Origin of the sequence: Natronorubrum sediminis, from assembly GCF_900108095.1 — an archaeon.
In the GTDB taxonomy this organism is placed as follows: Archaea; Halobacteriota; Halobacteria; order Halobacteriales; family Natrialbaceae; genus Natronorubrum; species Natronorubrum sediminis.
In genome coordinates, this window is sequence record NZ_FNWL01000002.1 from 114,744 (window position 1) to 136,260 (window position 21,517).

Sequence of the window (21,517 nt, forward strand, 5' to 3'; positions counted from 1 at the left end):
ACGTGGTTGGACAGCCGTTTTATCGAGTTCGCGGCGTCGAATTAGTACTTCGGCTCCGCGCCCGTGATGTCGTAGACTCGATCCATCACGGAGTCGCGCTCGGCCTGCCAGGCGTCGAAGTGTTCGGGGCCGTCCGGGTAGCTATCGTAGACGTCTTTGAGCGTGCCGGCCGATTTCTGGACCTTGTAGAGGTCGTAGAGCGTGTCCCAGTGGCCGACGGTCTTGATCAGCGTCTTGAGCTTCAGGCCGATACTCATCTCGGCAGTTCCCTGCTTGCCGATAGTATCGACGAGTTGCTGGCCGGGGAGGACGGTGATGACCGAGATTAGCTCGTCGAGGTCTCGCGCGGTGCCGAAGATGTTGTAGAGGTCCATCGCCGCGAAGCGCTTCCCGAAATCGGTCTGAACGCGGTGGTTGTACTCCCACAGTGCCCCTTCGCTCACGTCGCCGTTCGAAATCGCTTCCGTTGCAACCTTCGCGGCCCAGTGGCCCGCTTTCGCAGCGCCGGGAATGCCGCCGCCGGTACAGGGGTTGACGTGTCCAGCAGCGTCACCGACAGCGACGTACCCGGGATGAACTGCGGAATCTAACGGCCGTCGGGTTGGCAGCGCCGCTCCGAGTTTGTTCTTGACCGTCGCTCCCTCGAACTCCGCGCGGTTGGCGATGTCGTCTTTGAGCACGTCGACGAGTTCCATCGGCTCCTGGCTCATTTGGAAGCCGAGTCCGGCGTTGATTTCCGTCGAAGAGCGCGGGAAGTACCAGAGGTAGCCGAGTTCGGCCGTCGGCTTGAAGACGAGCGCGTCGTCCCACTCGACCGGTTCGGGCACCTCGAGGACCTCTCGGTAGGCCGAACAGAACTGTGAGTAGTTAACGTTCGTGTCGAACGACGAACGGGCGAGGTTAGCTTTGTCCTGCAAGACGGAGAGGGCACCAGCAGCGTCGACGACGACGTCGGCTTCGTACTCGATGACGTCGTCGTCTCGGATAGCCGTGACACCCTCTACCTGTCCGTTCGGCTGGATAACGTCGTTGACGATGGTATTGTAGTGGATGTCGACGCCCGCGCGGTCGGTCTCCTCGAGCAACACCTGTCCGTACCGATATCGGTCGACGACGGCACCCGACCGTTCGAAGGGTATATCGAGGCGTTCGTCAGTCTGTGGGTTCTCGAAGACGGCGCGCGTAATGCCTTCGTTGGTGAACGACTCGGCTCTGAGTCGGTCGCGGTCGACGACGTCGGGGAACGTACTCTTTCCCTTGATGCCGTCGCCACAGGCGATGTGGCCGCCGTCGTCCTCGCTCTTTCGCTCGAGTAAGACGACGTCGAGGCCCTCGCGGGCGGCGGTCGATGCCGCGAAGCACCCACCCGTGCCGCCGCCGACGACGACCATATCGGACGTCCTGGTCTTCGATGCCATTGGTATCCGTTCGAACGGTTTCAGTTATAAAAAATACGGGGAAATTGTCCTGACGCTGCTGTGACACCAACACACGTTGAATCGAGTTCATTTCCGAGAATCTCGAGGCTGGGGGGACGAAGTGGGGTGACGCCTCGGGGCGTTCACGAGTTGGCCAGCGTTCAGGATGGCACTCAGACACGACTCCGCGAGCCTTGACGGACTCTGCAAGCCTTGACGGACTCCGCGACCCTCGGGAACGTGACGGGCGGCGTTACTGATACATTCGCAACGGCTGGGCCTGCGTGCTCCCTTCTTGGCCGATCTGTTGCATCTGCTGGGCGAACTGTTCGCGTTTTTCGCGAATCTCCTCGGCTCGGTCGACTAAGTCCTGAACGTTGATTTCGAGTCCGGCGAGGGGCATAACTCCGTCCTCGAGGAGCGCGCTCGCCGCTTCGGGATCCGGAAACTGCGGATCAGATTCGACGACGAGGCCGATACTTTCGTAATTGCGGTGGATGGCGCGATTGACGAGTGCACCGGTCGGCCCCGTGACGACGCCGTCTTCGGGGGGCAGGTCGATGTCGTGGTCCGCGAGTAACTCGTCTGCAGACCCCGTTCCGACGCCGTAGACGGCGGGACGTCCTTCTCGCTCGGCGGGAAGCCCGCTGAGGTAGATCGGGGTCGCCTCCTGTGAGACGATCCACTCGGTCAGACAGTCGGCGACGGTGTGAACGGCACCGGAGGCGATCGGCGTGTCGCTTTGGAGGGCGAACAGGTCGTGTTCTTCGCTGACGTAGAGTCGAACTGGCGGCTGTGCGGTTCGCTCGCCGCTTCGGTAGACGCCGATACCGGGAAGCCCCGAACAGTCGACGCTCGCGTAGTAGCGCATCTCGAGTTCGCGCACGAGGTGGTCGGTCGCGATTTTGCCGACGAGTCCGAGTCCGGGAAACCCTTCGACGAACACCGGGTCCTCGAGGTCGGCTTCCTCACCTTGCAAGTGAATCTGTGCCATGGATGAACAGAGTTCCGGCGCGCTCATAAAATCGACGGGGGAGACGACCGATACGATGGGGCTGAAAGCGAGTCGGCAGCGATATCGCGCTTCGAAACCCACAAACGCCGGCTCTCCCAAACGAGGGTACATGGAGCCACTCGAGCGGTATCGGCCGATCGTCGACGATTTCGAGGCGTTTCTCGAGGCCTGCGCGCGGCCACTCGGCAGTGCCGTTCGCATCAACACGATCAAGGCCTCGGTCGGGCGCACGCTCGAGGCACTCGACGAGCACGGTGTCGCGTACGAACAGGCGGCGTGGAACCCTCGCGTCTTGCGTCTCGAAACCGACTCGCCGGGATCGACGTGGACGTCCTTCCACGGCTTTACGCACGGACAGGAAGAGGTGTCTGCGGTCCCGCCGGTCGTCCTCGACCCCCAACCCGGCGAGCGCGTCTGGGACTGCTGTGGCGCGCCGGGCGGGAAGGCCACCCAGATCGCCGCGCGTATGGACGACCGCGGCACCGTCGTCGCGAACGACAGCAACCTCGGTCGCATCTCGGCCCTACGATTTAACGCGGAGCGACTCGGCGCGACGAGCCTCGCGGTGACGAACGACGACGCCCGAAACTACTCGCTCGAGCGATTCACCTTCGACGAGTTCGACCGGACGCTCGTCGACGCGCCCTGTTCCTGTGAGGGGACGATTCGGAAGAACCCCGACGCACTGGACAACTGGTCGGAGGGCCACATTAGTTCGGTCGCGGGCATCCAGAAGGGAATTCTCCGTCGAGCAATTCAGGCTACCCGCGAGGGCGGCACGGTCGTCTACTCGACGTGTACGTTCGCCCCCGAAGAGAACGAAGCCGTCGTCCAACACGCCCTCGAGACCGAATCCTGTCGCGTCGTCGATTTCGACATCGACCTCGAGTACTCGCCGGGACTCACCGAGTGGGACGGCGAGGGGTACGACGAGGCCCTCGAGCAAGCCGCCAGAATCTACCCGCACCACAACGACACCGGCGGCTTTTTCGTCGCGAAACTGGAGGTGAGCGCCTGATGGGTGACGACTCGTCCCCCACGGAGACCGAGCAAAACGACGGCCAGCGATTCGATCGACTCCCCGAAACACCCGACGAACGGACCGTCGAAGGCCGAGTCAGCCGTGAAGCGGTCGTCGACTACTTCGCGGACCGATTCGAGATACCCCCTGAGACGTTCGAGGAGTACACCTTCTGGGAGAAGGGGGCCGGCAAGATCTGGATCTACGCCGGGGAGGCACCGTCGCCTCTCGAGATCGAAGCGATCGGAATGACATGCCTGCGAACCCGACAGGAACACTGGAAGCCGACGACGGACTTCGCTCAGCGTTTCGGTCGCCACGCGAACGCGTGCGTGATCGATCTCGAGGACGAACAGGCAAGACGCTTCGCAGCGGGCGAGGATCAGGTCCTCGAGGGATGGGACGGCGACTGGGGCTACCTGATCGCAGCCCACGAAATTGCGGGCGAACGCGAACCGATCGGAATCGGCCTCTACGTTCACGACGAACTGCGTTCGATGGTGCCGAAGGGACGCCAGCGAACGGTGTAATTACGTCGAGAGAGGCGGCAACTCAGCCTGTTCGAACCAGAAGGCTTCGATCGCGTGCCCCAACTCGGCGAACTCGTTTGGACTGCTCGGCTTCGTCAGATACGCGTTCGCACTGAGATCGTAGCTTTTGGAGATGTCGTCGATCGTCTCCGAACTCGTCAGGACGATGATGGGTGGGGCAGCGAGGTCGGGATCGTCCTCGAGTCGCTCGAGGACATCGAATCCGCCTAGTCGAGGCAAGTTGAGATCGAGGAGGACGAGATCGATCGTAGGAAGCGACGGATCCTGTTGGTGGTTGCGCAAGCGCTCGAGTGCCGGATAGCCGTCGGTGACGGTGTAGAATTCCGTCTCGGTGACAATCTCCTTGAAGGCTTCTTCGATCAACCTGATGTCGCCCGGATTGTCTTCGACGAGCAAGATATGTCTCGGCTCGGTGGAAGGCGAGTGGCTCACGAGTAGTGCACATTCTCATACTGACAGTTCAACCCCTTAAGGCTGCACACTACACATGTTGGAACCCGGACGGATACGGTCGGTTGTGGGTCTTCGAGGTCGGAGTGCACCAGTCTTCGATCGGTCAGCACACTCCGTTCGAAACACGCAGTCTGCGACCAGCGATGCCCGAGAGTTTCAGCGGTGCTCGAGTGATTCGCGAATCGACTCGGCCGCGCGCTCGAGTCGTTGGCGCTCGTCGGCCGAGAGTTCCCACTCGACGATTTCGGCGACGCCGGTTTCGTCGAGCACGACCGGCACGCTCAGGCTGACGCCCTCGAGTCCGTACTCGCCGTCGAGTGGCGTCGCCAGACAGACGGGATCCGAGTTGGGGTCGGTTCCGCCTTCGAGTAGCCTCGAGACGATCAGCGAGATACCGCGACCGGTAACCCATCGCGAGGAGTCGCCATTGTCGCGCATATCGATGACGTCGTAGGGGACCGACCGAACGTAATCGAGGATCTCCGCGCGTTCTGCTTCCGGGAACTCGACTGGACGGCCGTCGATGGTCGTCCTCGAGAACACCGGAACCATGTGCTCGCCGTGCTCGCCGAGGATTGGACAGTAGACGTCGGCAGCCGATACTCGGCCGTCTGCAGCCTCGCGTTCCGAAACCCGACGCGCGATTTCGTCCGCGATCCGCGCCGTTTCCGAGAGCGAGTAGCCGAGGAACGACCCTCGAGGCCAGCCACTCGCCTCCCAGAGGCGGTGAGTCACCCGATCAGAGGGGTTCGCGACGACGACCGTCGGCGTCGGATCGGCCGACGCGAACCACTCGCCGAGGTCGCTCGCGATCTCGAGGTTTCGCTCGAGGACGGACAGTCGGCCGCCGCGTTGGAAACTATCGGGTGAGCGAGGCTCGCTCGCGGTGACGACGATGGCGTCTGCAGCCTCGACGGGGTCGGGTCCGGGACTCGAGGTGGGGTCGATGACGGAGACGTCGCCGAGTGTTGAGGTCTCGAACTCCGGGCGGCCAATCGCGTGCGCTGCGTGAGAGCGGGAGTGGAACAGATCGATCGCGTGACCTTCCGCGCGTTCTACTTTCGGGTCGGCGAGCGTTACCTCGAGTGACGGATGTTGCGTCGCGAGCGTGTACGCGACGGTCGAACCGATCGTTCCCCCGCCGCCGACGACGAGTACGTGCATACTCGCCAATTTACGTCGGCTTCCTTGAATGGTTCCCATGGCACACGAATATCGTGGGTAACGTTTTCGAAGACATCCGATTTCTGTCGCGCAGTTCGACACCGGAGACACGACCGGTTGGCTGGCAGTTACTGTTCAATGGTGTATCCAGCACTGTCAGAGCACGTACAGGTGGAGACTACCGCTGCGGTCGCGACGCAAGCACACCGTCCGCGAGCGGCCGACGGGAGCGAGCGGCCTTGTAACGTATACTTTTGTGCAGAGAGGTGAGTGATCGAAGTCGTTCGAAAGACCCAAAGCGACGTTCGTGATGACGAGAAACCGCTGGTTTCTCGACTCACGAGCGAACCCGAGGCGCACAACGGGACGTCCAGAGTGGACAGAGAGCGTCAACTCAGACGTGCAATCTTCTGAAAAATTGAAATTGTTGTCTGTCGCTGTGAACGACAGTTGTGTTTCGGTATTACTGCCGAACGACGTTCGTCGCGCGAGGCCCCTTGGGCGAGGACTCGATGTCGAACTCGACCTCAGTACCTTCCGTGAGGTCTTCGCCGCCGACATCCTCCATGTGGAAGAAAACGTCTTCGTCGTCGTCGAGGTCGCCGTCATCTGTCGAAATGAAACCGTAGCCGCCAGTGTCGTTGAAGAAATCAACCTTACCGTTTGCCATTACAAACAAACAGAGAGTCGGACGAGGGATAACCCTTCCGGGGGTCGCGGTACCACGACTCTTCACCGACACTCGCACGCAACGTTTGTGACCACGGTATCGTGATACGTGGCTGAAATAGACCAACGATCGTTCTTCACATCGTCACAGCTAGTCATCTCACATCGCCGAACGACTCGAGTTTCCCCTCAATTCTCGCGACGTGGCGGGTCGCCGGTAACTGAAATTACAAGGGAGACCTGGCACATCCACTCATTCGTGGAGCCATCGGTAGGGTCGGGACGTGGTCGGCTCATCGACATCTGGAGACGCGTGTTCGGCCTCTCCTGGCCGGTAATGGCAGAGCAGGTCCTCCGGACGCTGATGCGGACCACCGACCTCCTCGTCGCGGGGATGTTCTCTCCCGCCGCAGTCGCCGCCGTCGGCCTCGCAGACATCTACGGCCGCCTCCCCCTCTGGTTCGGTCTCGGCGTCGGCGACGGCGCGATCGCCCTCTCGAGTCAGGATACGGGAAGCGGACAGACGGCCAATCGAGACGAAGCCGTCACGCAGGCGCTCTTGCTCGGCATTCTCGCGGGGATTCCCTTCGCCCTCTTCGGCCTCGTCGGGAGCTACTGGGCGATCGACGTCCTCGGTGCGGGGTCCGAGACCGTCCGGCTGGGCGGGCAGTATCTGGCGATCATCTTCCTGACGGCACCCGCGTTTCACGTGACGATGATCGCCGCGCGAGCGATTCAGGGGACCGGCGACACGCGAACGCCGATGTACATCAACGCCGTGGCGAACGCGCTCAACATCGGCCTCACCGTCGGACTGGCGTTCGGCCTCGGGCCGTTTCCGGAGCTATCGATCGTCGGCATCGCCGTCGCGACGGCCATCGGTGACGTGCTCGCCGCACTGACGTTTCTCGCCGTCATTTACAGCTCCTGGAGCGATTTGGGATTCGTCCGGCCGTCCCAGCCCGTCATCATGAAACAACTGCTCGTGATCAGTTCACCGCGCATCGCCGAGGGGATCACCGAACTGATCGCCGAGTTTCCGTTCAACGCGATCTTGCTCGGGTTCGGCACTGGCGACGAGGTGAACGCGGCCTACCACGTTGGCAGGCGGGTCTACCAGCAGATCTCCTCGCCACTCGCGCGGGGATACGGCGTCGCCGCGAACGTCCTCTCCGGACAGGCCTTGGGCCGCGGCGAGTCCGAGAAGGCGTACTTCAACGGCCTCGCGACCGCTGCGCTCGCGGTTCTGACCGTCGGTGGGCTCGGCGTCGTGATCTTCGTCTTCGCCGAGACCGTCGTCCAACTGTTCTCGAACGATCCGGAAACGATCGGCTACGCCGTCGGCTTCGCACAGGCCTACGCCATCTCGACGTTCCTCATCGCCTGCTACGTCGTCCTCGCCGGCTCGCTTCGGGGCGGCAGCGAGACTCGGCCACCGTTCGTCGCGAAGGTCACCGGTGCCGTCTTCTTCTTGCTCGGCATCACCTACGTCTTCGGCGTCCAACTCGAGTACGGCGTCACCGCCGCCTACGTCGCCATCGTGGCCGACTTCGTCTGGCGAAACCTCGTGGTCGGTGCCGTATACCTTCGGGGACGCTGGCTCGAGCGGGGCCTCTCGATGATGCACGAACGGGGAAGCCTCTCTAACAACGATTGAGCTCTCCAACGACGTTGCGGGCCCTCACTCGCGCGTATCACGCCTCTCGAGCGTGCCGCCGGCCAAGCCCTCCCACTCGACGCGGTAGCCGAGTTCCGCGAGGATCGCACTCGAATCGGAGATGCCCACCTCCTCGAGCACGTCTTCCGCGTCCGCGAGATCCATCCCGACCTCGACGTCCTCGGCCAGCGACTCGAGTACCGACGGGTGAACGAGCGTTCTCCCGACCCGCTCGTGTTCTGGAAACGCCACGTCCGCCAGTGCGTCCTCGCTCACGCCGTGAGCCGCGGCGAGGTCCTCGAGCGAGCGGACGTCCGCGTCGGGTCGCAACTCTGCGGGCAAGTCGGCGGCGCTCTCAGCCACGAGTTGGCGTTCGTACTCCCGAAGCACGGCCGCGACGTCTTTCATCCGGACGGTGTCCGTGTAGGGAATCGCCCGGAAATCCCGCGCCTCGATTTCCTCGCCGACGCCGAGTGACTCGTCGACGGCGACGACGAGTTCGACGTCCTCGAGTCCCTCGAGTTGGGCGAGTTTCTTCTCGACGTACTCGGGCGTCCAAAAGCCCATGATCTCGACGTAGACCCGAAAGTCGCGGTGTGCATAGTCGAACGCGAAATCGGGGATCATCACCCGCGTTCCCGTCGCGAGGGGTTCGGGCTCGCGACGGGGGTCCCACTCGAGGTCGAGCGTCGAAAACCGGCCGGCGAAGTCGGATTCAACGCCGCTGTCGAACGAGACGTCCGTCACTGGCTCCGCGTTGGGAACTCGAATGGGGTCCTCGTCGGACAGCGAGAGGGTCCGTTCGGTCCCGCGATCGTCGACCGTGGCCTCGAGCGACCACTCCTCGGCCTTCGCGACGGTTCGCAGGAGTCGTGCGAAGCGCGTTCCGTACCGACGCGTCGCGCGAAAGAGGTGCGTGGGTCCGGTGACGACGACTTCGCGCTCGGCGATACCTCCTCCTCTTGCGTCGTCGTTCGTCGGCGTGGAATCCGCGTCCAGTCGCGTTATTTCGTACATCAACCGCAGTCGCTTGACGGCGGAGACCAGCGTCTTCGGATCGCTCGAGCGAACCCGAACCTCGGTCGCGTCGAAGAGCGCGGTCTGAGCGAGCGAAAGGTTGTACTGCGCGATGAGATCGTCGGGATCCCATCGGGAGTCGACGCCCGTGAGAACCTGTCGCTCCTCGAGGTCGGCGTACAGCGCTCGCTCGAGGTCGTCCGCGGAGCACTCGAGCGATTCGCTCGCACGAATGAGCGCCATCGCCCGGTCGTCTTCGGTGACGACGCCGACCGCTTCGGCGGCCTCGAAAGCCTTCCGACGGGCGCGTTCGGGATCGATCGCCGCGTCGGTCTCGACGGTCGCCTCGCGCTCGAGCAAGGCGGCCAACCCGCGGACGAGTTTGAAATCGTCCGTCTCGCGCTCGAGCGCCTCGCAGGCGGTCTCGAGGGACGCACGCGGTTCGCCGACGTGTCCCTGATACGTCCCGAGGACGCGCGCAGCGAGTGGCCGATGCTCCCGACCAGCAAACCGGGGCCGATAGCCGCCGCCGGCCCGTGAGACACGAAGCAGGTCCTTCGTCAGCATTCCTCTCGGTCTGCGTGTGGTATCGTCAAAAGCGACTCGCTCTCGGCGACCCGATCGTTCTCGACGGCCTCGAGTGCGGTTTTGGCTCGATTATGGGATCCGCTTCTTCCGTCTCTCTTAGCAGTAGATAGGAGCGCAGTTTCTGTATTCAGAATCGGGACTGAAACTGAATCGGGGCAGTTCAGTACCTACACCTGCAAATGGAGCAGTGAATCACCAGAAACTATTTGTCAACATAATATTATTTAGTGTGCATGTTGTCTGAAACTGAAAAATCGGTGCTAAAGTGGTTTGTTCTCCCTGCTGTGCTTACGTTTTTTCTCGTCAATCTTTTCCAAATTAGCCCACTTCTTTCGGTTTGGACCACATCTATAATTGGTGGAGGGAATCTCCTTTGGTTGATACTCATTCCCACTTATTCTCTGCTTTTAGCATTTCTCGTAGGGATTTGTTGCCTCCATTTTGCCCCTTCGAGGTAACTCGACCAGTCAGTCTAACCTTTGTGAGTGATGAAATCAAAAGACGAGACATAGAATCCCTACATTGAACGCGATTTTCATGCGCTACTCTGAATAACAAAACCGTACGACCAACTCCTGTTAGAAGATTCCAGTAATGAACGCCAACCCCATGCCGACCAACACTGTCGCCGTCAGTATCGGCAGATACGGCGTGTATCGTTCGACTGTTTCCCGATGACGTTCGTAGCCCGCGATCAAGACTAACGTCGGAACGAGGATTGCAACGATGACGACGAGCGAGTAGATCAACATCAGTTCCAGACAGTAGGCCGTTCCGGCACAGATCGCCAGAATTTGAATCGGTTCTTCGTGGGCGAATCCGAGAACGAGCGCTGTCGTCCCGAGGCCCATCAGCCCCCGTTCAGCGTCTTCTTGGCTCAGGTGTCGATGCCCGCCGCCGAACAGCCGTTCACGGATCCGAGTCAGCACCCCCTGCTGGGAGGGCTCACTCGAGTGGCCGTGGTCGTGGTCGTGGTCACAGTGTGTCTCGTCGTCAGCATGCGTGTGATTGTGTTCACGGTGGCCCGCTTCATCGGTGTGGTCGTGTCCCGTGCCGTGCCCGCCGTTCCGGTATTCGTGAATTCCAAGTAGAATAAGCACGGTTCCGGCGAGATACCGCATCAGTGGGCCTTCGGCGAACGCAGCGAAGCGACTGAACCAGAAATACGCCAGTACCAGTACGACGCTGCTAATCAGGTGTCCAATCCCGAGAATAAGACCTGTGACCGTCCCATAGACCCACGTCCGCGAGCGATTCAACGCGTAGGTCGCCGCGATCGGCCACCCGTGATCCGGGAGCACCCCGTGAATAAAGCCGATTGCGGCGACGCCTGCGACGAGACCGATATCCATACCGATTCTCGGCAGACACGGCACAAAAGTGCTGTTAGCACCGAATAGCGGGGACCGTAATACTCACTCTCCGTGAGCAAACCACAGCACCCATTCGTTCTCCCCGCTAGTACCGGCGTAGACAGATGCGTACCAGTTTCAATATCCCTGACGACCTACTCGCGGAGTTCGATCGGACGTGGCAATCCGAGGGATTCGACTCTCGCTCCCGAGCGGTTCGGGAAGCGATGCAAGAGTACATCGAGGCCCACACCGAACTCGAGACGGTCTCGGGTGACGTGACCGCTGCGCTCGCGTTCGATTACCAACACGAGCGCGTTATCCGCGACCTTCACGACGTGCAACACGATTTTCAGGACATCATCAAGACGACGAGTCACACGCACGAGGGTACCTGGTGTCTGGAAACGATTTTCTGTCGCGGCGAGGCGTCTCGAGTGCGCGAACTCGTGTATCGTCTGCGCGATTTCGACGCCGTGGGACAGGTAAACGTCCTGTTACTTCGGTCGTGAGTACTCGAGGAGTTTTCGCCACCGGTCGATCGATGCCCGTCCGATCGATTCGACGCCGTTCGAGAACACTATCAGGTAAATCCCGTCGGTGGGTCGGTGACGGTCTCGAGGGACGACTCGAGGTCCTCTGCGTCGGGGTCCGTATTGAGCGCAAGCCAGTGAGGGATCGAGCCGGTTTGTCGCGCAGATCGACGGGGACACGTGAAATCGTTGTTTGAACGTGGAGAAAACATATACGCGTACAATAGCGTTCGAATGACATGAATAGGCGCACGTTCTTCGTCGGATGTACCGTTTTGGTGGGCGTTTCGGGTTGTCTCGACACTCTTTCGGACAACGAGGGCGGCTCGGACGAGGTATCTGGCGAAGTTCAACCAGACGACGACCGGAGAACGTCCCTGCCGAACAACACTGTGAGGAGGAGGAGGAGGAATTTGACCGCATTCGGTATCAGGACGAAGACGATGAGTTGGTGTACGGGGACGCAGATGAGTTTGCGTTACGAGTGATGGATCTTTCCTACGAGTACGGAGAAAGCGCGACGTTCGAACTCGTGAACACCTCGTCGGAAGCGCAAGTAACGAGCACGAATACCCGGTGGAATCTACAACTCTATAGCGAAAACGGATGGGAAGAAGTTCGAGGAACGATCGAAGACCACAGACTCGAGCACACTGATGAAGAAGTCAGTCAGGAACCCGGGAGCGGATTCTCCTGGACGATCGAATTCACTGAAGACGGAATCAGTGAGGCGGGGCCTGTCTCTGACAGAATTGTGGTCTGTCCGGAATTACAGACTGGAAGATACCGCTTTGTATATACGGGATACGCACCCGCGGACATTGCCGTCCAATTTGATTTCGAACGGTAACACTTTCACCGATACTCATCGGTCGACAAATAACAGCCAAGTGGACAGACGAACTGTTTCACGGCAGTCTCGACTCGTTTCGACCCTCGGTTCGACCACCGCACCGATAGAACGTCCCGCGACGTTCCCGGGACGACGCCACTCGAGCCATCAAGATTCGTCCCGTCGACGCTTTGAGACTCGTTCCTCGCCAGTATCCGCTGCGACAACTTCGTAGAGGATCGCTCGAGTGCCGTCCGATTTCGGGCGAAGGATCCGACCGAGTCGCTGGGTAAACTCCCGTTCGCTCCCGCTGCCTGAGAGCACGACCGCGACGGAGGCGTCCGGCACGTCGACGCCTTCGTCGAGGACGTTCGAGGTGGCGATCCGCGTGTACGTCCCCGCGCGAAATCGCTCGAGGATCTCACGCCGTTCCGCGGTCCCGCTCTGGTGGGTGATCGTCGGGATCAAGAACCGCTCGCTGACGTCGTACGCGAGGTCGTTGTGGGCCGTGAACACGATCGTTCGCTCCTCTCGGTGCTCGTCGAGGATCCCCTCGAGGGCCTCGAGTTTGGCGTCGCTACCGTACATAATCTCGCGTGCACGTTGTCGCGCGAGCAGGGCCTCACGGGCTGCAGGGTCACTTCCCGAGCGTTTGACGAGTTCCTGATAGTCAGAACCCCGTTGCATCCGAATATCCGAGCGGGCGAGGTAGTTCGTGAACGTCTCTTGCTTTTGTTCGTACTCCTCGCGTTCTTCGGGCAGCAAGTCGACCTCGAGTCGTTTCACGTCGTAGTTCGCTAAGTGATCGCCGGCCAACTCGTCGATATCGACGCGATGGACGAGGGGGCCCACGATTTCCGCGACGACCTCGTGGGCGTTATCGGGTCGCTCGAACGTCGCAGTTAGCCCCAGGCGGGCAGGGGCGGCGAGCAGCCGAGCGATTTCGCGGTAGCCCTCCCCGCCGAGGTGGTGGACCTCGTCGAAAACGACGAAGCCGAATCGGTCACCCACCGAATCGGCCTTCAGGTACGCCGAGTCGTACGTCGAGACCGTAATCGCCTCGAGGCGTTGCTCGCCGCCTCCGAAGCGCCCGATAGGCTGGTCGAACTCCGCCTCGAGTTCTCGTTCCCACTGCTCGAGTAAGTCGATCGTCGGCACGACGACGAGCGTCGGAACCGAGAGCCGTTCGATCGCTTTCAATCCGATGACGGTCTTTCCGCTTCCCGTGGGCAACTCGAGGACTCCCGCAGGGGCCTCGGTGAGTGCTGGCTCGGTGGCCGCTTCACCAACATTCCTGTCGTCCCACCGGTCGGTCTCGAGCCACGCCTCGAGCGCCGTCCGTTGGTACGCTCGAAGCTCGTAGGCCGATTCCAGTGGTCGGAGTGATTCGAACGCGAGCACCTCGTCGTCGACTCGTTCGGAGTCATTCACGGCCTCGAGAACCGCAGTTCGGAGGGTGGCGTATCGTCCCGCGGGAACGCGCCAGCCGTCGGTTCGCGGATCCGCCTCGAGATCGGGAACGGTCTCGGCAATCGTCCCGGGCGAGACGGACCCATCGTCGAGGCCGTCGATCCGGACCGTTCCGTCCTCGTAGCGAAGGCGAATCTGGGTTACCTCGTCGGTCGATGGCCGCGTCACGACTACGGGTTGCCGTTGGGTCAGCAAAAAACAGGTGGTCCCGAACGCTCACTCGATGAGCTCGCTCAGTGCGCCCAGCACGATCATAATGACGACGAGGACGGTCGCAAGCGCGCTGATATCTGGCGACAATCCGAACTGGATGTCGTTGTAGATAATCACCGGGACCGTCGTCACCGCCGGCGTCGTGAGAAACTGTGTGGCGGTGAACTCGCCGAACGAGATGATGAACGCGGTGAACATGCCCGCGACCATCGACGGAGCGATTACTGGCAGCGTCACGTTGACGACGGACTCGAGTTTCGTCGCGCCCATGACCCGAGCTGCGTCCTCGAGCCGCTCGTCGAACGTTACCAGTCGGGACCTGACGAACAGGAAGACGAATGGCAGCGCGATCACCGAGTGCGCGAGGATGATCTGGGCGTACCCACGCGGGATATTCAGTTGGTTCGCGTACTGGAGGAACGCGACACCAGTGATTACCGGAGAGATCATCAGCGGCAGCAGGTGGATCGTTGCCAAGGTTTCGCCGTATTTCATCTCGGTCCGAACGACGCCGAAGGCAGCAATTGTCCCTATAACACCTGACAAGATAGCCGCACAGGTTGCGATGACCGTACTCACGAACAGCGCACCCATCAGCGAATCGTCGGCGAACAGACTGGCGTACCACTCGAGGGTAATTCCGTCGTAGGGAATCGTCGGCGACGATTGGACGGTAAACGAGGTTAGGACGACCATCACAACCGGGATCAAGACGATGAGGTAGACGAGGACCACGACCGGGTAGGTCGCCAGTCGCTCGAAGAGGCTCGGTCTAGTGGCCGTCATAGGCTGCCGAGCACCTCCCCGATGTTGACGACCCAGTTGAAGAGGAGGATGAGCGCGAGCAGTGCTACCGTGAATATGAGCGATAACGCCGCTGCGACCGACGTTCTTGTTCCGTAGGCCTCCTCGATGACGTTCGCCATCATGAAGTCAGACGGTGCGCCCAGGAGTGCAGGTGCGAGGAACGAACCAGCCGCGAGGATGAACACGAGCAAGCCCGCGGCGACGACGCCGGGGATGCTCAGCGGAAGGATCACCTTCCGGAACGTCTGCAGGCGCGTCGCGCCAAGGACGGATGCGGCCCCGACCAGTTCCTCGTCTATCGATTGTAGGGAACTGTACATGGGGAGAATCGCGAACGGTAACAGCGCACTCGTGAGCCCGAGGACGACCCCAGTCGTCGAGAATAGGATGCCGAAGTCGGTGTCGAACATCAACTCGACCGGTCCCGTCGGCAAGAAGATTAACTGTATGCCAAAGTAACGAATCACCAGGGCGACCCATAGGGGCAACGCGATGAATAACAGCAAGATGAGGCGCCGTCGTGCCAGAAACACGACGTAGTACGCTAGCACGTAGCCCAGAACGAGCGTCACGAGCGTGGTGATTGCGGCGTAGAGGAACGTCCGGGCCAGCGCGCGGAGATAGACCGCACCGAGCGCCGTCTCGTAGTTGGCGAACACCGAACCGCCGTCGAAGTTCAGACTCTCGAAGAGCAGCCAGATCACGGGCAAGAAGAAAAACAGGGTGAGCCAGCCCAGACTGATGTAGAGGAGCCACCTTGCAGACGAACGTTCCTGGAACGTCTGGGGAAGGCTGATGTTGGGAAGTTGGATCGTTCGGAACGAAAACAACTTCATAGCGCGATCACGTCCTCCTGTGAGAATCGAATGCCGACGTCGTCACCAACCTCAATGTCTGTCCGCGAATCCGCGTGGGCGATCGCTCGCGTTCCATCTCCGAGCGTCACGACGATCTCGATGTGATTTCCGAGATACTCGACACGCGACGCTGTCCCCGTAAACACGTTCGCCCCGTTCGCACGAACCTCGTCGGCGACAGGCGCCTCGAGCAGTTCTGTTCGCTCGGGTCTGACATATACTGAGACATCGTCGCCGACCGATTTTTCCGCGGCACTGCTCGAGTCTACCCGAACGTCGACGGACCCGTTCTGGACGAGGGGTGGATCTGTCGTGACGAGTTCGCCACTGATGTGGGTCGAATCACCGATGAAATCCGCAACGAACGGCGTCTGCGGTTTTTCATACAGTTCCGTCGGACCACCTTCCTGTTGTTTTTCTCCCTCGTCGAGGACGATGATTCGATCGGACATCGAGAGCGCTTCCGTCTGGTCGTGGGTGACGTGAAGCGTCGTGACGCCGACTTCCTCTTGGATCTTTCTGATCTCGTTTCGCATGTCCTCGCGCAAGACGCGATCGAGGCCGGTCAATGGTTCGTCGAGCAACAGGATGTCGGGTTCGTAGGCGAGTGCGCGTGCGAGCGAGATCCGTCGCTGTTGGCCGCCACTGAGTTCGGTCGGCTTGTGGTCGCCGTATTCGGCCATCTGGACGAGATTCAGGAATCTGTCGATCTGGTCGTCGTGGTCGCCGTCGAACTCCTGTAACCGGAGGCCAAAGCGCAGGTTCTCCTCAACGGTCATATGCGGGAACAATGCGGAGTGTTGGAATACGAGTCCAATGTTGCGTTCGTTCGGTGGCAGCGTTGTTACGTCCTCGTCTCGTAGGCGAACCTGTCCGTCTGTCGGCTCGAGCAAGCCCGCGATGATGTGGAGCGTCGTACTCTTTCCACAGCCACTCGGCCCGAGCAGTGTGGCGAAGTCGCCACGCTCCAAGCGGAAGGAAAGGTCGTCGACGGCTACCAGCGATCCGTAGTGTTTCGTGAGATCTGTCACTTCAAGCATGTGTGTTTTGAGTAGAGCTGTGTGTCAGTGTCACCGAGGTCGGTGACGTGGGCGTTGGCTATCGACACTCGCTGTGCCGGATCGTCCTTCGATAGTTCGTCGTCTGCACGTCGAGTCGGTCATTCCCTGATCTCGGCCCAGGTATCCTCGAGCTCGTCCATGTGCTGGAACATGACCTCAAAGTCGATCCACGTGAGGTCGTCTGGTGATTCGACGTACTCGAAGAGTTCCGTCATCTCTTCGTCTGGTTCCTCGAAGGGGATCGAGTACTTGAAGTCGAGTGCGAGTTCGGTCCCATTTTCTGGTTCGTAGAGCCAGTTGATGAGGTCGTAGGCGTCCTCCTTGTTCTCGCTGGCCTCGGGAATGTTCATCCAGTTCGACCATGTGAGCGCGCCTTCGTCAGGGATCACGTAGTCAACGGGGTACCCGTCTTCGTGCAGCGCCTCGACGCGTCCGCCCCAAGCCTCACAGACGTAGGCCTGCTCTTCTTGAAGCATCCGCATGAACTCGTCGCCGCCGGACCAGTAATCGAAGACGAGGTCGTTGTGATCGCTCACTTGCTCCCAAACTTCCTCGCGCGTGCTCTCGTCTTCGATCGCCTCCGTCGGATCGTATCCGAGTTGTATCGCTGCGGTCCCGAACCGGGCGTAGGAGACGTTGTAGAGCATCAGGCTGCCCTCGTACTCGTCCATAACGTCCCAGGAGGTCGGATCGTCGACTTCGTCGGTGTTGTACGCGAGTCCGTGCGTGCTCGCGAAAAACGCGATCGCGTCGTCTCTGTCTTCGATTGGCGGTGCGTCCTGCCAATCGTCACGGATATTCTCTGTGTAATTCGGAATCTCGCCGTAATCGAAGTCGTGGAGCAGTTCGTTGTCGTGTTGCAGCGTGTCGTGAGCCAACCCGGTACTCGAGAGGTCAGTGAGGTCAATCTCACCGGGATTTTGCGAGAGGATCTCAATCATCTCCTGGTCGGCCGACGCTTCCTGGTGTTCGACGGTGACGCCACTGTCTTCCGACCACTTTTCCATGATGTCTGCGATGGCATCCTGTGTCGTGCCACCGCGGGACAAGAATCGGATGGTGTCGCCACCACCACCGAAACAACCTGCAAGTGAGATGCTGGACGCTGTGGCACCAAGTTGGAGCGCTCGTCGTCGCGTCACCGATTGGTGACTGTTATCTTTACCCATGAAGTACTATCACAAACATTCGGAATAAAACCGTTTTGGTTATTTTTGTACGTATGGGCGGCTAAATTAGAAACGTCGTTCAACAACAGTCGTGACTAATAACGTTTGAGTATCGACAGTCGAATTCATTCGATTCGTGTGAGTTGATTGTGAGTTGTGTTGTTCCCAGTGACCGACCGATCGGGACCAGACGGCGACCTCAATCCTTTTATTACCAGTGTTCCTTGACTGGCACATGAGCGAAGACGAGGGTACGAACACGACCGCCCAGGGAGTCTCGTCCGAGGACCATCCCGAGGACGGCGACGCCGCGGCGAGGAGTGCGGAGGAATCGGACGCCGAACCTGCCCCTCCCGCCGATACCGAATCGGAGCGGGCCGAAGGTGCGACCGACGCGACGGCACACACTTCTGCGAACGATGTGGAGCCCCGGACGACGCCGGAAACGAGCGAGGACATTCAACAACTCCTCGAGCAACTCTCCGAGTACGACGAGGACGCCGCCCAGCAGGTCAATTCGATCGTCGAGGAGGCACGAGACCTCAACAGAACCGTCACGAACCAGCGCGAAGAACTAGAAGATCTCTCCGAGCGCGTCAACGAGCAGGCCGACACCATCGAGGAACTCAGAGCGGAACTCGAGGCCCGCGGCGAGAAACTCGAGGAGTACGAAGCGACCGAAGAGGATCTAAAGAGCCGACTCAAGCGCAAACAGGCCGACTTTCAAAACTACAAGAAGCGGGCCAAAAAGCGCCAACAACAGATCAAAGACCGAGCGACCGAGGACCTCGTCGAACGGCTCATCGGCGTTCGCGACAACATGAAACGCGCACTCGAGGAGGAAAGCGACGATACTGACAGCCTGCGCGAGGGCATCGAGATGACGATGCGCGAGTTCGACCGCATCCTCGAGGACGAGAACGTTTCAGAGATCGATCCCGACCCCGGAACCGAAAGCGACCCACAGCGCCACGAAGTCATGATGCGCGTCGACAGCGATCAGCCCGAGGGCACCATCGCCGACGTCTACACACCCGGCTACGAGATGGGCGATAAAGTCATCCAGAACGCACAGGTCACCGTCTCGAACGGCGAACTCGAGGATCTCGATGACGACTCGAGCGAGGACGACGCGGGCGAGCAATCAGACTCTGCTGGCGACGATACGGCCGACTCGACTTCAGAGGCGGACGGCGACACCAGCGAGGACGCTGGTGCAATGGCGGACGAGGACGGGACTGACGGCGACGGCAATAGCGGCGACGGAGACGACGCGGGCGATGGTGGAGATGCCATCGAACTCGGTGGTGAGGTCGAAACCGACGCAGATAGTCGCTCGGCAGCGAGCGAAGAGTAGTTCGATCCTTCTTCCCTCGGACGTAGGGGCTCATTGACAGGTCTGCCGACGATCGTTCGGATAGGTTACTCGTAGAGTGTCATCGATAGCTCCGAGAGTACCCTCGATAGAGGGCGTGTGGCTGGGATATTCGCCATTTAATCTGACTCGAGAAAGTGCCTAGTAACCTTTAAAACAAAGTGCGCACAATAGCCGTCCACGATGGCGAGCAACAAAATTCTCGGTATTGACCTCGGAACGACGAACAGCGCGTTCGCGGTGATGGAAGGCGGCGATCCGGAGATCATCGTCAACGCAGAAGGCGAACGAACGACGCCGTCCGTCGTCGCGTTTACCGACGACGACGAGCGCCTCGTCGGCAAACCCGCGAAGAATCAGGCGATTCAAAATCCCGAAAAGACGATCGCCTCGATCAAGCGCCACATCGGCGAGGACGACTACACCGTCGAGATCGACGACGAGGAGTACACCCCCGAACAGATCTCGGCGATGATCCTCCAGAAGATCAAACGCGACGCCGAAGAGTACCTCGGCGACGAGGTCGAGAAGGCCGTCATCACGGTCCCGGCGTACTTCTCGGACCGACAGCGTCAGGCGACGAAAGACGCCGGCGAGATTGCAGGGTTCGAAGTCGAGCGGATCATCAACGAGCCGACGGCGGCGTCGATGGCCTACGGCCTCGACGACGACTCCGACCAGACCGTTCTGGTTTACGACCTCGGTGGCGGAACGTTCGACGTTTCCATCCTCGACCTCGGTGGCGGCGTCTACGAAGTCGTCGCGACCAACGGTGACAACGACCTCGGTGGCGACGACTGGGACGAAGCCATCATCGACTGGCTCGCGGAGGAATTCGAAGCCGAAAACGGCGTCGACCTCCGCGAGGACCGTCAGGCACTCCAGCGACTCAAAGACGCCGCAGAGGAAGCGAAGATCGAACTCTCGAGTCGAAAGGAGACCGAGATCAACCTGCCGTTCATCACGGCGACCGACGACGGACCGGTTCACCTCGAGGAATCGCTCACGCGTGCGAAATTCGAGTCGCTCACCAGCGACCTCATCGAGCGCACCGTCGAGCCGACCGAGCAGGCACTCGAGGACGCGGGCTACGAGAAAGAAGACATCGACGAAGTACTCCTCGTCGGTGGCTCGACGCGGATGCCACAGGTCGGCGAGAAGGTCGAGGAGCTAACCGGAAAAGAGCCCCAGAAGAACGTCAACCCCGACGAGGCCGTCTCGCTGGGCGCGGCGATTCAGGGTGGTGTCCTCGGCGGTGAGGTCGACGACATCGTTCTGCTCGACGTCACGCCGCTCAGCCTCGGTATCGAGGTCAAGGGTGGCCTCTTCGAGCGACTCATCGAGAAGAACACGACGATTCCGACCGAGGAATCGAAGATCTTCACTACGGCGGCGGACAACCAGACCTCCGTCCAGGTTCGGGTCTTCCAAGGTGAGCGCGAACTCGCACAGAAAAACGAGATGCTCGGCGAGTTCCACCTGAGCGGCATCCCGCCAGCCCCCGCCGGAACGCCACAGATCGAGGTCATGTTCTCCATCGACGAGAACGGCATCGTCAACGTGAGCGCAGAGGACAAGGGCAGCGGCGAGAGCGAGGAGATTACGATCGAAGGCGGTGCCGGCCTTTCTGACTCTGAGATCGACAAGATGCAAGAGGAGGCCGAACAACACGCCGAAGAGGACAAGAAGAAACGCGAACGGATCGAGGCCCGAAACACGGCCGAAGCCACGATCCAGCGCGCCGAGACGCTCCTCGAGGAGAACGACGAGGAAGTCGACGACGACCTTCGAAGCGACATCGAAGCCGCGATCGACGACCTCGAGGAGACCATCGACGACACCGATGCGGACGCCGAGGATATCGAGGCTGCAACCGAGAACCTGAGCACGGAACTACAGGAGATCGGCAAGCAGATGTACCAGGACGCCGGTGGTGCGGGCGCTGGCGGCGCAGCCGGTGGTGCTGCTGGAGCTGGAGCCGCAGGCGGCGCAGCAGGTGCAGGCCCCGGTGGCATGGGCGGAGGGCCAAACCCAGGTCCTGGCGGCGCTGCAGCGGACGGCGAGGACGAGGAGTTCGTCGACGCCGACTTCGAAGACGTCGACGAAGACGAGGACTGAAAGGACGAGTCTTCGTCTGCCAGCGAATCTTCGATTCGCACTGTTGACGAAAACGACGAAGACTGAGTCGTTTTTGTCAGCCTGTCACACGTAGTCTGACGACGTCCAAGAAGACGACGAGTAACGCGAGGAGTGGTCCTCTTTGGCTCGGAAAACTCACTGTATTCGCCTTCCGTA

At 60.6% G+C, this 21,517-nt stretch carries 18 protein-coding genes; 6 read left to right on the plus strand and 12 right to left on the minus strand.

Annotated elements, in window-relative coordinates; translation table 11 throughout:
- Positions 1 to 41 precede the first annotated feature (41 nt).
- Both BLW62_RS07835 and BLW62_RS07840 read right to left on the minus strand, forming a co-directional pair.
- A complete protein-coding gene (locus tag BLW62_RS07835; RefSeq protein WP_090506563.1) occupies positions 42 to 1,418 on the minus strand; it encodes a geranylgeranyl reductase family protein in 1,377 nt (458 codons plus the stop codon).
- A gap of 253 nt (positions 1,419 to 1,671) precedes the next feature.
- Entirely contained in the window at positions 1,672 to 2,412 is a 741-nt protein-coding gene (locus BLW62_RS07840) for a proteasome assembly chaperone family protein (RefSeq protein ID WP_090506564.1), read from the minus strand.
- Positions 2,413 to 2,542: 130 nt separating this feature from the next.
- Between BLW62_RS07840 and BLW62_RS07845 the strand changes: the two genes are divergently transcribed.
- Positions 2,543 to 3,451 carry an RsmB/NOP family class I SAM-dependent RNA methyltransferase gene (locus tag BLW62_RS07845; RefSeq protein ID WP_090507536.1) on the plus strand — a complete coding sequence of 303 codons (909 nt, stop codon included), beginning with the start codon at positions 2,543 to 2,545 and terminating at the stop codon, positions 3,449 to 3,451.
- A complete protein-coding gene (locus BLW62_RS07850) occupies positions 3,451 to 3,984 on the plus strand; it encodes a DUF7122 family protein (RefSeq protein WP_090506565.1) in 534 nt (177 codons plus the stop codon). Before BLW62_RS07845 ends, BLW62_RS07850 begins: the two co-directional genes overlap by 1 nt.
- On the opposite strand, the gene BLW62_RS07855 is transcribed toward BLW62_RS07850, so the two are convergent.
- The 3 genes from BLW62_RS07855 to BLW62_RS07865 all read right to left on the minus strand — a co-directional run bounded on the left by BLW62_RS07855 (position 3,985) and on the right by BLW62_RS07865 (position 6,292).
- Positions 3,985 to 4,437: a response regulator gene (locus BLW62_RS07855; RefSeq protein WP_090506566.1), complete on the minus strand. Its 453-nt coding sequence runs from the start codon at positions 4,435 to 4,437 to the stop codon at positions 3,985 to 3,987.
- A gap of 177 nt (positions 4,438 to 4,614) precedes the next feature.
- Positions 4,615 to 5,622 carry a malate dehydrogenase gene (locus BLW62_RS07860; protein ID WP_090506567.1) on the minus strand — a complete coding sequence of 336 codons (1,008 nt, stop codon included), beginning with the start codon at positions 5,620 to 5,622 and terminating at the stop codon, positions 4,615 to 4,617.
- A gap of 463 nt (positions 5,623 to 6,085) precedes the next feature.
- The gene (locus BLW62_RS07865; RefSeq protein WP_076581923.1) at positions 6,086 to 6,292 is read right to left on the minus strand and encodes a cold-shock protein; all 207 of its coding nucleotides are present in this window, start codon (positions 6,290 to 6,292) and stop codon (positions 6,086 to 6,088) included.
- A gap of 336 nt (positions 6,293 to 6,628) precedes the next feature.
- Between BLW62_RS07865 and BLW62_RS07870 the strand changes: the two genes are divergently transcribed.
- On the plus strand, positions 6,629 to 7,948 hold the full coding sequence (locus tag BLW62_RS07870; protein ID WP_090506568.1) for an MATE family efflux transporter: 1,320 nt from the start codon (positions 6,629 to 6,631) through the stop codon (positions 7,946 to 7,948).
- Positions 7,949 to 7,972: 24 nt separating this feature from the next.
- Here the strand turns inward: BLW62_RS07870 and BLW62_RS07875 are convergent, their stop codons facing one another.
- Together BLW62_RS07875 and BLW62_RS07885 are read right to left on the minus strand one after the other, a co-directional pair.
- Positions 7,973 to 9,532, minus strand: coding sequence for a DUF790 family protein (locus BLW62_RS07875; protein WP_090506569.1), 1,560 nt, complete (start codon positions 9,530 to 9,532; stop codon positions 7,973 to 7,975).
- Between the two features lie 599 nt (positions 9,533 to 10,131).
- On the minus strand, positions 10,132 to 10,905 hold the full coding sequence (locus BLW62_RS07885) for an ABC transporter permease (RefSeq protein ID WP_090506571.1): 774 nt from the start codon (positions 10,903 to 10,905) through the stop codon (positions 10,132 to 10,134).
- Positions 10,906 to 11,030: 125 nt separating this feature from the next.
- Between BLW62_RS07885 and BLW62_RS07890 the strand changes: the two genes are divergently transcribed.
- Positions 11,031 to 11,417 (plus strand): CopG family ribbon-helix-helix protein, encoded by a 387-nt coding sequence (locus BLW62_RS07890; protein ID WP_076581929.1) that lies wholly within the window; start codon positions 11,031 to 11,033, stop codon positions 11,415 to 11,417.
- A 1,021-nt stretch (positions 11,418 to 12,438) separates the two neighbouring features.
- Here the strand turns inward: BLW62_RS07890 and BLW62_RS07905 are convergent.
- The 5 genes from BLW62_RS07905 to BLW62_RS07925 all read right to left on the minus strand — a co-directional run bounded on the left by BLW62_RS07905 (position 12,439) and on the right by BLW62_RS07925 (position 17,847).
- Positions 12,439 to 13,908, minus strand: coding sequence for a DEAD/DEAH box helicase (locus BLW62_RS07905; protein ID WP_175459705.1), 1,470 nt, complete (start codon positions 13,906 to 13,908; stop codon positions 12,439 to 12,441).
- Positions 13,909 to 13,956: 48 nt separating this feature from the next.
- Complete coding sequence (locus BLW62_RS07910; RefSeq protein WP_090506575.1) at positions 13,957 to 14,739, minus strand: ABC transporter permease; 783 nt, start codon at positions 14,737 to 14,739, stop codon at positions 13,957 to 13,959.
- Positions 14,736 to 15,596: an ABC transporter permease gene (locus BLW62_RS07915; protein ID WP_090506576.1), complete on the minus strand. Its 861-nt coding sequence runs from the start codon at positions 15,594 to 15,596 to the stop codon at positions 14,736 to 14,738. The genes BLW62_RS07910 and BLW62_RS07915 overlap by 4 nt, the downstream gene beginning before the upstream one ends.
- The gene (locus BLW62_RS07920) at positions 15,593 to 16,657 is read right to left on the minus strand and encodes an ABC transporter ATP-binding protein (RefSeq protein ID WP_090506577.1); all 1,065 of its coding nucleotides are present in this window, start codon (positions 16,655 to 16,657) and stop codon (positions 15,593 to 15,595) included. The genes BLW62_RS07915 and BLW62_RS07920 overlap by 4 nt, the downstream gene beginning before the upstream one ends.
- Before the next feature lie 119 nt (positions 16,658 to 16,776).
- Positions 16,777 to 17,847, minus strand: a complete 1,071-nt coding sequence (locus tag BLW62_RS07925) for an ABC transporter substrate-binding protein (RefSeq protein ID WP_090506578.1) — start codon at positions 17,845 to 17,847, stop codon at positions 16,777 to 16,779.
- 235 nt (positions 17,848 to 18,082) lie between these two features.
- Here BLW62_RS07925 and grpE point away from each other — a divergent pair, with 235 nt between their 5' ends.
- Positions 18,083 to 19,204, plus strand: a complete 1,122-nt coding sequence (grpE, locus tag BLW62_RS07930) for a nucleotide exchange factor GrpE (protein WP_090506579.1) — start codon at positions 18,083 to 18,085, stop codon at positions 19,202 to 19,204.
- Between the two features lie 201 nt (positions 19,205 to 19,405).
- Positions 19,406 to 21,340 (plus strand): molecular chaperone DnaK, encoded by a 1,935-nt coding sequence (gene dnaK, locus BLW62_RS07935; RefSeq protein ID WP_090506580.1) that lies wholly within the window; start codon positions 19,406 to 19,408, stop codon positions 21,338 to 21,340.
- Positions 21,341 to 21,517: the final 177 nt, after the last annotated feature.

Excerpts from the sequence above, each read along its gene's own strand:
- BLW62_RS07885 (WP_090506571.1), bottom strand. The coding sequence starts at position 10,905 with ATGGATATCGGTCTCGTCGCAGGCGTCGCCGCAATCGGCTTTATTCAC.
- BLW62_RS07915 (WP_090506576.1), bottom strand. The coding sequence starts at position 15,596 with ATGAAGTTGTTTTCGTTCCGAACGATCCAACTTCCCAACATCAGCCTT.
- BLW62_RS07845 (WP_090507536.1), top strand. The coding sequence starts at position 2,543 with ATGGAGCCACTCGAGCGGTATCGGCCGATCGTCGACGATTTCGAGGCG.
- BLW62_RS07925 (WP_090506578.1), bottom strand. The coding sequence starts at position 17,847 with ATGGGTAAAGATAACAGTCACCAATCGGTGACGCGACGACGAGCGCTC.
- grpE (WP_090506579.1), top strand. The coding sequence starts at position 18,083 with ATGAGCGAAGACGAGGGTACGAACACGACCGCCCAGGGAGTCTCGTCC.
- dnaK (WP_090506580.1), top strand. The coding sequence starts at position 19,406 with ATGGCGAGCAACAAAATTCTCGGTATTGACCTCGGAACGACGAACAGC.
- BLW62_RS07835 (WP_090506563.1), bottom strand. The coding sequence starts at position 1,418 with ATGGCATCGAAGACCAGGACGTCCGATATGGTCGTCGTCGGCGGCGGC.
- BLW62_RS07910 (WP_090506575.1), bottom strand. The coding sequence starts at position 14,739 with ATGACGGCCACTAGACCGAGCCTCTTCGAGCGACTGGCGACCTACCCG.
- BLW62_RS07865 (WP_076581923.1), bottom strand. The coding sequence starts at position 6,292 with ATGGCAAACGGTAAGGTTGATTTCTTCAACGACACTGGCGGCTACGGT.
- BLW62_RS07890 (WP_076581929.1), top strand. The coding sequence starts at position 11,031 with ATGCGTACCAGTTTCAATATCCCTGACGACCTACTCGCGGAGTTCGAT.
- BLW62_RS07850 (WP_090506565.1), top strand. The coding sequence starts at position 3,451 with ATGGGTGACGACTCGTCCCCCACGGAGACCGAGCAAAACGACGGCCAG.
- BLW62_RS07840 (WP_090506564.1), bottom strand. The coding sequence starts at position 2,412 with ATGGCACAGATTCACTTGCAAGGTGAGGAAGCCGACCTCGAGGACCCG.
- BLW62_RS07875 (WP_090506569.1), bottom strand. The coding sequence starts at position 9,532 with ATGCTGACGAAGGACCTGCTTCGTGTCTCACGGGCCGGCGGCGGCTAT.
- BLW62_RS07870 (WP_090506568.1), top strand. The coding sequence starts at position 6,629 with ATGGCAGAGCAGGTCCTCCGGACGCTGATGCGGACCACCGACCTCCTC.
- BLW62_RS07860 (WP_090506567.1), bottom strand. The coding sequence starts at position 5,622 with ATGCACGTACTCGTCGTCGGCGGCGGGGGAACGATCGGTTCGACCGTC.
- BLW62_RS07920 (WP_090506577.1), bottom strand. The coding sequence starts at position 16,657 with ATGCTTGAAGTGACAGATCTCACGAAACACTACGGATCGCTGGTAGCC.